10 protein-coding genes and 2 pseudogenes are annotated in these 12,188 nt (G+C 35.5%); 8 read left to right on the top strand and 4 right to left on the bottom strand.

Features of this window, described 5'->3' with window-relative positions; genetic code table 11:
• The 5 genes from C564_RS0129605 to C564_RS0129585 form a co-directional block, all read left to right on the top strand.
• Positions 1–273 (top strand): GNAT family N-acetyltransferase (locus tag C564_RS0129605; protein WP_018767942.1); only part of this gene is annotated, 273 nt, incomplete at its 5' end.
• Positions 274–343: 70 nt separating this feature from the next.
• Positions 344–679, top strand: a complete 336-nt coding sequence (locus C564_RS0129600) for a YunG family protein (RefSeq protein ID WP_018767941.1) — start codon at positions 344–346, stop codon at positions 677–679.
• Between the two features lie 32 nt (positions 680–711).
• A complete protein-coding gene (locus C564_RS0129595) occupies positions 712–1,419 on the top strand; it encodes an IS6 family transposase (RefSeq protein ID WP_018767940.1) in 708 nt (235 codons plus the stop codon).
• 371 nt (positions 1,420–1,790) lie between these two features.
• Positions 1,791–2,165 carry a hypothetical protein gene (locus C564_RS0129590; protein ID WP_018767939.1) on the top strand — a complete coding sequence of 125 codons (375 nt, stop codon included), beginning with the start codon at positions 1,791–1,793 and terminating at the stop codon, positions 2,163–2,165.
• An 849-nt stretch (positions 2,166–3,014) separates the two neighbouring features.
• On the top strand, positions 3,015–3,521 hold the full coding sequence (locus C564_RS0129585) for a GNAT family N-acetyltransferase (protein ID WP_018767938.1): 507 nt from the start codon (positions 3,015–3,017) through the stop codon (positions 3,519–3,521).
• A 385-nt stretch (positions 3,522–3,906) separates the two neighbouring features.
• Here the strand turns inward: C564_RS0129585 and C564_RS0129580 are convergent, their stop codons facing one another.
• Positions 3,907–5,085 (bottom strand): macrolide family glycosyltransferase, encoded by a 1,179-nt coding sequence (locus C564_RS0129580; RefSeq protein WP_018767937.1) that lies wholly within the window; start codon positions 5,083–5,085, stop codon positions 3,907–3,909.
• 286 nt (positions 5,086–5,371) lie between these two features.
• Positions 5,372–6,229: an alpha/beta fold hydrolase gene (locus tag C564_RS0129575; protein WP_018767936.1), complete on the bottom strand. Its 858-nt coding sequence runs from the start codon at positions 6,227–6,229 to the stop codon at positions 5,372–5,374.
• Between the two features lie 473 nt (positions 6,230–6,702).
• Here C564_RS0129575 and C564_RS0129565 point away from each other — a divergent pair, with 473 nt between their 5' ends.
• Positions 6,703–7,290, top strand: coding sequence for a hypothetical protein (locus C564_RS0129565; protein ID WP_051107089.1), 588 nt, complete (start codon positions 6,703–6,705; stop codon positions 7,288–7,290).
• 60 nt (positions 7,291–7,350) lie between these two features.
• On the opposite strand, the pseudogene C564_RS37900 reads toward C564_RS0129565, so the two are convergent.
• Together C564_RS37900 and C564_RS0129560 are read right to left on the bottom strand one after the other, a co-directional pair.
• Positions 7,351–7,536 (bottom strand): annotated as a pseudogene (locus C564_RS37900) (IS6 family transposase); the annotation flags it as partial.
• A gap of 44 nt (positions 7,537–7,580) precedes the next feature.
• On the bottom strand, positions 7,581–8,810 hold the full coding sequence (locus tag C564_RS0129560; RefSeq protein WP_018767934.1) for a serine hydrolase domain-containing protein: 1,230 nt from the start codon (positions 8,808–8,810) through the stop codon (positions 7,581–7,583).
• Between the two features lie 958 nt (positions 8,811–9,768).
• Between C564_RS0129560 and C564_RS0129550 the strand changes: the two genes are divergently transcribed.
• Both C564_RS0129550 and C564_RS33950 read left to right on the top strand, forming a co-directional pair.
• Positions 9,769–10,725 carry a hypothetical protein gene (locus C564_RS0129550; RefSeq protein ID WP_018767932.1) on the top strand — a complete coding sequence of 319 codons (957 nt, stop codon included), beginning with the start codon at positions 9,769–9,771 and terminating at the stop codon, positions 10,723–10,725.
• Positions 10,726–10,874: 149 nt separating this feature from the next.
• Positions 10,875–11,924, top strand: a pseudogene (locus tag C564_RS33950) (IS4 family transposase); the annotation flags it as partial.
• Between the last annotated feature and the right edge of the window lie 264 nt (positions 11,925–12,188).

The following is a 12,188-nucleotide window of genomic DNA, read 5'->3' as shown; positions in this document are numbered from 1 at the left end:
AAGCCAAATGGAAGCCACAGAGCTGAAATATGCAAGTTAATGACTCATCCAAACTTTAGACGTAACGGTATTGGACGCTCACTTATGCAAAAAGCAGAAGAAAGAGCAAAACAAGAAAGCAGGTCTCTTTTAGTATTAGATACTAGAGAAGGAGATTCTTCCAATAGATTGTACAAGTCATTAGACTATCAAGAATCCGGCAAAATACCGGGGTATGCAATTTCTCCGAATGGTGAATTAGATGCAACGGTTATTTATTATAAATTTATTTAGTTTTTAAACGATTATTTTATCATTTATCAAAAATTATAATAAGTTAATTTATAGAAGAGAAGGGATTTATATGGAGAGTAATACGTTACAAATAGAAAAAATAATGAATGCTTTGTCTAAATCTTGGTCTTTAAAATCCAGTTCAAAATGGAGTAAGGATAATCCTGCAAAGGGACAATGTGGTGTAACCACATTAGTAATAAATGATATATTAGGTGGAGCAATAAAGAAAACTAAATTGCCTGATGCATGGCATTTTTATAATATTATTAATGGGAAGCGATACGATTTTACAGCTTCTCAATTTAGAGAAGACATCTTATATATGGATATTCCTTCAAATAGAGAAGAAGCATATAAAGATACGGATCTGGTGCAAAAAATCTATAAAACTTGGACATACTGATATTACTACTCTAGAAAAGGTGTGTGATCAGTATGAAAAAGGAAAATTTGTTCAAATGGAAGCATTATCAGCCTGATATTATTTTGTTAACGGTAAGATGGTACCTACGGTATAACCTCAGTTTTCGTGATTTGATGGAAATGATGAAGGAACGGGGCTTATCTATTTCTCATACCACGATTATGCGTTGGGTTCATCAGTATGGCCCTGAATTGGACAAACGAATACGTCGTCACCTTAAGCTAACTAATGACTCTTGGAGAGTCGATGAAACCTATATTAAAGTAAAAGGACAATGGATGTACTTATATCGTGCAGTCGATTCAGAAGGGAATACGATTGATTTTTATCTATGTGAATCAAGAAATAAACAAGCAGCCAAGCGCTTTCTCAAGAAAGCCTTGGCTTTTTCGTACGTTTCTAAACCTCGCGTGGTAACAGTGGATAAGAACCCTGCCTACCCTATAGCGATTCAAGAGTTAAAAGAAGAGAAACATATGCCTGAAGGTATGCAACTTAGACAACAAAAGTACTTGAATAATATAGTAGAACAAGATCATCGCTTTATAAAGAAGCGTATCCGTTCTATGCTAGGGTTCAAATGCTTTGACACAGCTACATCCATTCTTTCTGGAGTAGAGGCTATGCATATGATTAAAAAAGAACAGATTGATTTACGGGGCCAGTCTGTCCAAAACCAGAAAGAATTCATCCATCAATTGTTTGAACTTGTAGCATAAAATACAATTCTGTTAGGAATATATGAGTTTTACTGGTTTTCATTTTTTCTTTGCAACAGAACCACACTACTCCTCTTTCTAAAAAATATCACATTTTCACCCTTTAATATAGATTTTATCTAATTATTAAAGAATATTAAGATAATTAATAATAATACAAGCAACGCATATACTATTCATTTCTTTGTTATCATTATCATTTTTTATTTGTGACAACTTTTTGAACAACGGATTATTATACATAATCTAAAAAAAATAGAGCATAGTGTAGAATTTTGTCTAATGATATGTATGTACACAATCTATCTGTTAGATATAGACTGTGAAGTGTAAGGATCTATCTTATAAAAAATTTAAAGGAGGCTTATAAAATGGGGAAACTCACAGGGTTTTCAAAGTTTACACTTGCTACATTAATAGGATTAGCTAGTTTAGGTGCCTTTTCTCAAACGGAAGGTGTAAAAGCTGAAAGTTTGGATCGTATTTCTCAGAAAAATGTTGAATTTAATTCATCTTCTACTATCGCAAATACTTTTGAACAAAGAGCTAATATTGTCCCTGAATCAACAGTAATCACAAACCATTATGTGAAGTACTCAAAAACTAGTTATCAGGTTAAAGAAAGTATTCCAAAAGAAATTTATTATTCATCAAATGGTTTTAAAGGTTATATACAAGCAACAAATATAATTGATATTGGTGACCATTTCCTGACTCTCTATTCTGGAACTGTAATCCGATGTTAATTTCATGATTACGTTTATGAAAAATAGTTTAAAACTTGTGGATTTATAAAAAATAAACCACAAAATTATTCAATTTCATGGTTTATCAAATAAAAGATAATGCTAAGACTACGTCTAATACTCTCACATTACCTTCCCAAAAGTTAATTATAGAGTATTAAAGTATTACTGTTCAATCAAAAAGCACTCGAATGAGTGCTTTTTTAATTGTTATTCCTAGTGGAATTCTTTTTCGTTTGTTTAAAGTACTATAATTCAATTCTGGTAAGTTGTATTTGAGAACTTCTAAGTCCTTTAAAATTAACCACTTACTAACTTATTAATAGGGTACACCCTAATGAGAATGTTGAATATGCAATTGTGTATTTTATTCATTTCTTATTATTTAAATATAGAGATTTAATTTATAATTGTAAGGTTCTAGAAATTACATATTTTGAAAGGAGATGCCTGTATGAGGAGAATTATAGGTATTATTTTATCATTCTTCTCTGTTTGCATATACCTATAATTTTACTAATATATTATGATATAGATGTCGCTTTAAAGCGTTTTATACGAAATGAACAGAAGGATTTTTGAAGGAATAAAAATGCAATAACTCGTTTTGTTTTCGTAATTCACACAATTTTCAAAATTATAATCTTCAAATGTTAATATTTGTTATATAATGAACTTGTCACACCAGTCTTCAAGTAGTTTCCCTGTTATGTCTGTTAAGATAGTTTGTTTGTCCCTTATTAACATTATCTCAAAAAGAACTTGTAGTGATTCCTACAAGTTCTTTTTGGTTTAAGGGTTAAATGTGGATTTGAAATAAAGTTAGGATTTTTTGAGGGGGAAAAGTAAATGTTTGTAAAAGCAGAAAGATTATTAATACGAAAATTTGAGTTCAAAGATTGGCAAGCTGTCCATGAGTATACATCAGATATCAATGTTATGAAATACATACCCGATGGGGTGTTTGCTGAAGAAGATACAAGAAACTTTGTGAATGAAAACATTGGTGAAAATGCTAAGAACTTTCCTGTGGTATTAATAGATGAAAATATCCTGATTGGTCATATTGTTTTTCATAAATATTTTGGTGAACATACTTATGAGATTGGTTGGGTGTTCAATCCTAAATATTTCAATAAAGGATATGCTTCTGAAGCAGCACAAGCTACATTGAAATATGGGTTTAAGGAAATGAAACTACATAGAATTATAGCTACATGTCAGCCACAAAATACCCCATCATATCGAGTGATGGAGAAGATTGGAATGAGAAGAGAAGGCTATTTCAGGAAGTGCATACCACATGGAAATGAATGGTGGGATGAATATTATTACGCTATTTTAGAAGAAGAATAATGTCTCAGAACGCATTATTTAAATCAAAATCTCAATTGAAATCATGCTATTGGTTTTTGAGAATCTCTTGGCGTATGAAATCGTTAAAATGTGGGCGGTACGCCATGGCCATCAAGCTAAAGTTTTAATGTACCCCCCAAAATAAAAATTTTCTTTCACTACAGTTAATTACTTTGAGAAGTCAGCGGATTTTTTCATTTTAGGGGGATTTTGTTTTGTTAGCTTGATAGTGATGGGGTATCGCCAGCATTTTGGAAAAAACTACGCTAGTCAAAAGTAAAACCGTTCATCAGAATAGCTTTACTTTTGACATAATTCTCGTTAGTGGAAGTCAAACTAAAAAAACCTTATTCAACTCGCATTGAATAAGGCTTTGTGTTTCTCTTCATTTTTTGTTTTGCACAAAAGCATCAATAGCTTCTATAGCTTTTTCTGCCCCACCGCTTTTTTGAAAACTTTCATTAATTTTTTTGATACCCTCTTTATAGATTTCGTTGGTCAGCACTTCTTTAACGGCATCCTTTAACGTTTCAGGTTTCAAATTATCTTTTGATACTCTGTAGCCGGCATTAAGCTCAGTCAGACGCTGCGCCACTGTAGGCTGGTCCTTGTCATGCGGGATAACAACCATTGGGATATTGAAGTGGATCGATTCATTCACGCTGTTCATACCGCCATGGGTAATAAAGACATCCGTGTGCTCGAGTACCTTTAATTGCGGTACATATGAAGAAATGATAAAGTGCTCGGGAGCTTCTTTAATTTTTGTCATATCTACTCTTTCACCGGCAGCGATGACAACTTTTCCTTTGAAATCAGAAAATGCATCAATACATGTATTAAAAAACTCCTCTGTACGGTCAAGAACCGTCCCCATCGAAATATAAAGGACTTGTTCATCCTCTAATGCTTCAAAGGGAAAGCTACCCGTATAAGCCCTCTTTGGGAATGTCGGTCCGATAAAGATATTTGAATCATCGAATTTTTCGCTATTAGGCTGAAAATACCGGCTCGTAAAAACAATCGTTAATTCCCCCGCATTATTCATAAACTGAGCCGAGCTCTCCGGCTCTACGCCATAACATTCTTTCATTTGTACCATTAACTTTTCAGCTTCTTCATCAGGTTTAAATCCGGATTCTGGAGATAAAGGCATGTTTTTAAGAAATTCTTTGGGAAACAAAAAGGATGCTGAAGAGCAAACTCCCGGAATTTGCAAGTAATCTCTCACCAGTTGCCCTGCTCCAAATTTTTCATAAAATACAAAGTCAAAATCAATATCCTGAGATAACTGTTTTGTGATATCTAAAGCGTCCAATGAAGTTTGAATTTGAATTTTCAGAAAGGCATTTAAACCGGCATTCGAATACGGATCAATGGATGCTTTACTCAATAAATCAGGCTGAAGATGAACCGTTGCGCCAACTTTTTCTAAACGTTCTTTAAATTTTTCAGTTGTAATATAGTGAACACTGTCTCCTCTTTCCGCAAAAGCTTTTACAATGCCCAAAGTAGGATTGACATGCCCTTCTGCTGGAAAGTTAATCATTAAAATGTTTGCCATCCGAATAACACTCCTTGTCTCAATACTTGCAACATATTAACTCTCTTACTGCTTTCTCTTTGACTATTAAGGATACAAATAATCCCCCGCTGCTCTAGCCATTGATTCTACCTGCAAAACCAGTTCAGAAACCCCTTGAACCTTAAGCTTTATATTTCATCCCCCATTTGTTAAATATTAATTAAATGATAACAAAAAAAGGAATTTTTAAATCATACTTAATAATGAAACTGATTCATACTTTAGACCTATTTTATTTATATAAAACCCGATATCGGAAGTAAATTTAAGTTGTTTTTAGAGTAGGTATAGCTAGTATAAATTCCTGAATTGCGCGCCTGAATTCTTCTTTGTTTTCTAAATAAGGATGATGCTTATCTTCTAAAATAGCAACGGACATATTAGGAAAATTAAATTTTTTATAGTGATCTGGTCCAACAGCATCATCATACTTGCCACTAATTACAAGAGTTGGTACTGAAATTTCAGTTGTGATTTGAGTATAATCTTGAAAAAACTCAGGATCCGCATGTACATATTTACGAAAATCAGGGCGGTGTTTAAGTTCTTTATCTAAGCTTTCTAAGACTTTAAAGTTTTTTCTATCCGTGAACTGTAAATCATAATACTTTCCCATTTCTAGCAGTTTTTCAGCCATTGCAAAGAAGTCTTTAAAGAAAGACTCGATTGACTCATAAGAGTTCAAAACATTATCTTCTTCTAACCAGCTTCTTCCTACATTCATTTGATGCAGGTTTGACTCTCGCTTGTTTAGTGTACAATTAAGCAAGATTAAACTTAAGACATTGTCAGGGTGTTGTTTTGCGTAGTTAGTAGCTAAAATACCACCAAATGAGTGTCCCATTACAATCCATTTATCTATCTTTAATTCTTGCCTTATTTCCTCAAAATCTAAAAGTAATCTTTTTAGTGAGTAATCTCCTTTCGGAGCGAGTGAAGAGCGACCACACCCCCGCCGATCAAGATAATGCATTTCCATAAAACTTTCCAAAAGAGGGCCACCTGTCCGTTCAAAAGAGTAACTCCAATAACCAGGACCTCCATGTAAGAAAATACAAGGTAATCCTTGTCCATCTTTGCTTATATGTAAGGTAGTACCATCACTTGTCATTAATTTTTTCATTTTATGAATCCTCCTTAAAGTGAACTCTTCATTATTAATAGTTCGTGACTGTTTATTGGAAAACCTACCTTAAAAACCTGTATATCGTATTCATGCTCGGTTAACATAACGCATCATTATCAGTAGTCAACGATGCATAAAATTTTCGTTTTGGGGGTAATTAAAAATATTAGCTTGATGGGGATGGGGTTTATCGCTATCGTGGCATTTACATCCATTTTATATATACTTTCAATTTTTCTATTTAAAATCAGCAAAATACTAGTAGATAAGGACATAGAAAATAAATCAAAGACTGCTTAATTAAAATTTTGTTTTTACCTGCTTTAAGAAAGTATTTAGGGAACTTACAAAAAGCCGTTTTTTCATATGAATGAATATAGGACTTAGGTTAATATTATGGTAAAATTTACTATGTAGGAGGGAGAGATTTGAGAGTTTTTATTTATATTGCTTTAGTAGCATGTACTTGTATGCTAATGAGTTCGTTGGTTTTGCAAAAGAAATTTCTATATAAAAAATATGATGTTTTTTTGTCTACTATAATGATAGGAGTATGTATAACCCTTATGCTCTATGGCTTTTATGGTGTCGACATTTCTATCGGTAGGCCATTATGGTACATAGGAGTATTTATATTGATTGGAGTTGTAACAGGTACCCTTATAAGTTTAGCTGCGAAGCTGGGAAGGCAACAAGATAGATATAAAGTTCATGTTTTGGGTCATATGCTAGGATTTTTAGGATGTGGAATACAAGTTATAGCTTACTTTTATGAAGAATATCAGTGGCGTTTTTTTAATATGGAAATATTTATTTCTTTTTTCTTGATTTTATTAACTACATTATTTGTTTGTATAGCAGTATTCTTTCATCGGATTTTTTTCATGTGTGTTGCAATTTTTCCCGGTTTATTGACAACGCAACATTTATCTATGTTTTGGATCATTGTAAGTAATAGTTTGTTTGTAATGGGTGCATTGCTTATGACTGCGGAATATAAAAAGAAACGACGAGTAGATAAGCGTGTGGAGTATTTTAGTGGAAAAGGTTATTCATAATAAGGTTCTGTTGCAAAGTTTGAAAAAAGCATAAACAGGTTGGTAAATGAGGAACAATGTTTAGGAAGTAGCTAGTAATTGTTGAAGTTCATTGTACGTTGAAAAGGCGGAGTCTCTTTGAAGACTTCGCCTTTGTTTATATAGGGCATGAATGGTCTCAATACCTTTAATCGTACGTGAAGCATGACGAAGATTTTGAAATCCTGCGGATTTGACAAAACATTTCTTTACATGCCTATGATTCTGCATCCGTCTTGGCGTTTTCCTTTAAACAATACCTAAGTTCGGTTTCAGTCTTCGATTGCTTGGTAGACCGTGGTCCAGAAGTCTTGAATAAGATGCGATGAGTCCGGAGTGGACATCCCAACCTGGGTGAACAGGATTCCAGTAAACTGTTTGTCTGGATCAGCGTAAGCTGCAGTGCCGGTTCCGCCATCCCAGCCGAACTGACCGATAGACGCGTAGTCTCCAAGATAGGTACGCACCGCCATCCCAAAGCCCCAGCCGCCTTGTATCCCTTGTCCAAGCGACAAATGGACGTTGTTTTTGACCAAATCGTCTCGGTATACTTGTTGTTCAGGAGTAAGACTGTTGGTGGTCATCAGCTGGACTGCAGGTCGGGACAGGATCCGTTTGGTTCCGTGCATCCCTTTGTTCAACAGCATCTGCAAATACGCGTGATAATCGTCGACGGTTGCGAGCAGCCCACCGCCGCCTGCTTGGAATGCTGGAGGTTTGCTGTAACGTCCGCCTGCACCCTCATCCCACACGATGAACTCACCTGTCTGCGGATCGGGGTTGACGGCAGGTGGAAGCCGGTCAATCTTGCGCTCAGGCACGTAGAAGCCAGTGTCCTTCATCCCCAGTGGATCGAGGATGCGTTCGCGCAGGAACGACTCGAATGTCTGACCCGTGACCCTGGCAACAAGCACGCCGAGCACTTCGATACTGATATGATACTGCCACCGCTCTCCGGGCTGGTAGCTTAGCGGAAGTGCACCTAGGCGACGCATAAACTCATCTGGATCGGGCATATCCTGCCCTGGCGTGTCGAATATCCCACTCTCGAAGAACGCGTTCATGATCGGAGAACCCATCAACGTGAGATCCACTCCGAGCCCGAATGTGGAGGTCAACAGGTCTCGTACAGTGATAGGACGCCGTGCTGGGACGGTCTCTTCCAGCGGACCATCGGGCCGTTTCAACACCTGCCGGTCGGCGAGTTCGGGCAGCCATTTGTCTACTGGGTCGTCCAAATGCAGTTTGCACTCGTCGAGTAGAACCATTACCGGTGAAACTGCGATCGGCTTGCTAGTGGACGCCAATCGAAAGATCGTGTCCCGACGCATTGGTGCGCCACCATCATGCCTCATTGTTCCAAGCGCTTCGACGTGCGTCTCGCCGTTTCGGCTGACTAAGGCGACGAGCCCAGGAATCTTTCCAGAATCGACATGCTGCGCCAGTACATTGCGCATTTTGCGCAACCCTGTTTCGGAAAATCCTTTATTGTTTTGTCCCATTTTGTTCTCCTTTAGTTTAGATTGAGATTTCTAATACATATGGCAAACAATTATTAATTCTTCAAATAGAAAAATTCCCCTTTTTAATAATTTCGACAAAATGTATTTATGTATATCCTATACATGTGCGGTTAACATAACGCCACATTATAAAAAGTTGGATATCGTCAGGAATCCTTTTATACCAAGGGATTCTCTTACTCTCTGATATTATAAAATCTTGCATGCTCTTAGCGTTATTAAAACTACTTATTTTTATGCCAAAAACTCTTAACGTGGGTTTTTTCCAAAATGCTGGCGGTAGCCCATCACCGTCAAGCTAAGGTTTTAATATACCCCCTAAATAAAAATTTTCTTTCTCTACAGATAGTTACTTTCAGAAGTCCGCTTATTTTTTTCGTTTTAGGGCGTTTATTTTTCTTAAGTTGATGGATATGGGGTCACCTTACATGCCCATCAACTTAAGAAATTTTAATACCCCCAAGTACCAAAAAACGTTATTCTTTCTAAACAAGCTAGATTAGAAAGGATGACGTTTTTTATGAATCTTTCAATTCAAAGTAAACTACAATTATTTGCTGAAGAATTACATAAATATTTTACTCCTTCATTTTTAGAAAAGCCTGTTAGAACAACGTATTATAGCTAGACATATTCACTTATGGTTTGATGCATAAGTGAATCACCAACAACAAATACATTTACACATAGCAAAAGTTATTTATGTCATAAAGTAAAAAGGAAACGATTATTGGGTTCAAGGGGCATCCTGAGAGTAAATACTATAATTTGAGTTTGATACGTGTATTTTAGAAATTTCAAAGCCTTTCAAATTAATGAAAGGCTTTTGTAACATTTATGAAAGTGATTTGAAAGATATTTATAATAAGATAAATATATCGAAAGGGATTTCATTTTTGTAATCTTATAGAAATAATGAAAGAAGAGGAGAAATAGCATGAATCGTATAAAAAAAATAATCCCCGCAGCATTTGTATTAAGTGCAGCTTTATTTGTAGCACCAGGGTTTTCTTCTGCAGATACTAATACTACTACGAAAGTAGGAAGTCTTCCAATTGTAGTAGATTCACAAGGATCAAAAACACCTATGACAGCAGCTCAGGTTGCTAAAAATGGTACGCAACTCCCTTACATTCCTACAGGTCCTTATGAAGAATTTCCTAATGAATGGCATGTGTCTACAGAAGATGGAAAGTTAATTGATTATGTATATGTAGATGTTGTTGCTAAGAGTAATGGAGCAAGAGTTTATGGATTAAAAATGGATGCTAATTCTAAACATAAAATTTTAAAAGCTGATGGTACATGGCTTAAGGTTGGAGAAGAATATGAAAAAACAGGTAACAAAGGAGAAATATTATATACAATAGCCATTCCTAAAAACGATCCAATTTTAGAAGATACTAAATTGAAAAAAGAAGTAAATTGGAAATTGATTGATTCAAATATAGTAGATAAAAATTCAGGTTATCATTGGAGCAAAGCGGTTACAAGTGGTATTTCGCATAATGTAACTGTAGGATTATCTTATACAATTGGGATGGAAGTAGGTCTTGAGGGGGTTGCAAAAGTAAATCAATCATTAACTGCAAGTTTTGGTTATGGTGTTACTTTAAATTCAGAAAGTACAGTTACAAAAACATTTGACTTTAATCCAAAGACTGATTATGCATATGATCAATATAGAACAGCATTATATCAACAAGTAGCAACATATTCAGTTATTCCAGGGGAAAAATTACAAAAATGGATGTCTGATCGAGATGCTATTTGGAATAATCTTTTTGGTCAACTTGGTGATCAATTTAAGGATCTTACAAGTCCGACAGAATATAAAGTGAAAAACTCCGTTGACTATCCAGTAGATGTTTTAGTTGCACTTACTTCAAAATAATGTGGAAGCTAGCAAAATGCTAGCTTTTTTATTATCTCATCCATATAGGATCACCATACATGCCTTAACTTAAGAGATTTTAATACCTTCAAATACAAGAAAACGTTATCCTTTCTAAAAAAGCTAGATTAGAAAGGATGACGTTTTTTATGAATCTCTCGATTCAAGATGAACTACAATCATTTGCGGAAGAATTACAACGATATGTTACACCTGTATTTTTAGAAGAACTTGCAAGAGAAATCGGATTTATAAAGCGAAAACGTAAGTTTTCCGGCTCAGACTTAGCTACCATTTGTATTTGGATCAGTCAACGGGTGGCAAGTGATCCCTTAGTCCGATTATGTAGCAGGCTTCATGCAGCTACTGGTACTTTACTCAGCCCTGAGGGCTTAAATAAACGTTTAAATGCTAAAGCAGTTTTGTTTTTACAACATATTTTTTCTTTACTGTTACAACAAAAAATATGTGAACAAACGCAATTTTCTAATCATCTCTTCTCTTATTTTGGGCGAATTCGCATCCTAGATGCTACCTTATTTCAAGTGCCAAATGCTTTAGAGAATGTATATCCAGGCTCTGGAGGATGTGCCCAAACAGCCGGAATCAAAATTCAATTAGAATACGATCTACACAGTGGGGAATTTCTTAACTTTCAAGTTGGACCAGGAAAAAATAATGACAAAATTTTTGGTACAGAGTGCTTAGATACCTTACGACCAGGGGATTTATGTATTCGTGATTTGGGTTATTTTTCATTGGAAGACTTAGATCAAATAGATCAACGAGGTACATACTATATTTCTCGTTTAAAATTGAATACGAATGTATATGTGAAAAATCCTAGCCCAGAATACTTTAAAAATGGTGCAATTAAGAAACAATCGGAATACATACAAATCGATGTAAAACAGATTTTGAAACAATTACAGCCTGGAGAAACATTTGAATTAAAAAATGCTTATATTAGTGATAAACAACAGCTGTTTGCACGCGTCATTTTTAATCGATTAACAGAAAAGTAACTTCAAAAACGACAAGCAAAAATCGCGGAAAAAGAAAAATCACAAAATAGAACGTACTCAGAGAAAAGTAAAATGGTAGTGGGATTAAACGTATATGTGACGAACACACCTTGGGAATGGGTTCCGATGGAACAGGTACATGAGTTATATACTTTGCGTTGGCAAATAGGCGTGTCCAGATAAGGACACATTATCTAGTTGGTGAAAGTCCAATCGGGAGAATAGACTCCACTCCCGTAGCCTGAGAGGCGCCATGAAGTGAAAGCGACATGGCGAAGCCTTCTGACATCACATGCAAAAGGCATGTGGGCAAATCTCCAGGTTGTAACGTACAGTGAACGTAGACGTAGCCTCGTTACACGCAATTCCGGTGGCTGAGACGGTCGATAACGTGCGAAAGCAGCAAGAACTGACCGAAACGAGTCTGGAACGGCAGTT

Origin of the sequence: Bacillus sp. 105MF, assembly GCF_000374885.1 — a bacterium.
In the GTDB taxonomy this organism is placed as follows: Bacteria; Bacillota; Bacilli; order Bacillales; family Bacillaceae_G; genus Bacillus_A; species Bacillus_A pseudomycoides.
The sequence above is the reverse complement of the archived record's forward strand: the minus strand, read 5'-3'. Positions and strand labels throughout refer to the sequence as shown.

Excerpts from the sequence above, each read along its gene's own strand:
- C564_RS0129580 (WP_018767937.1), bottom strand. The coding sequence starts at position 5,085 with ATGGCAAACATTTTAATGATTAACTTTCCAGCAGAAGGGCATGTCAAT.
- C564_RS0129560 (WP_018767934.1), bottom strand. The coding sequence starts at position 8,810 with ATGGGACAAAACAATAAAGGATTTTCCGAAACAGGGTTGCGCAAAATG.
- C564_RS0129565 (WP_051107089.1), top strand. The coding sequence starts at position 6,703 with ATGCTAATGAGTTCGTTGGTTTTGCAAAAGAAATTTCTATATAAAAAA.
- C564_RS0129600 (WP_018767941.1), top strand. The coding sequence starts at position 344 with ATGGAGAGTAATACGTTACAAATAGAAAAAATAATGAATGCTTTGTCT.
- C564_RS0129590 (WP_018767939.1), top strand. The coding sequence starts at position 1,791 with ATGGGGAAACTCACAGGGTTTTCAAAGTTTACACTTGCTACATTAATA.
- C564_RS0129595 (WP_018767940.1), top strand. The coding sequence starts at position 712 with ATGAAAAAGGAAAATTTGTTCAAATGGAAGCATTATCAGCCTGATATT.
- C564_RS0129585 (WP_018767938.1), top strand. The coding sequence starts at position 3,015 with ATGTTTGTAAAAGCAGAAAGATTATTAATACGAAAATTTGAGTTCAAA.
- C564_RS0129575 (WP_018767936.1), bottom strand. The coding sequence starts at position 6,229 with ATGAAAAAATTAATGACAAGTGATGGTACTACCTTACATATAAGCAAA.
- C564_RS0129550 (WP_018767932.1), top strand. The coding sequence starts at position 9,769 with ATGAATCGTATAAAAAAAATAATCCCCGCAGCATTTGTATTAAGTGCA.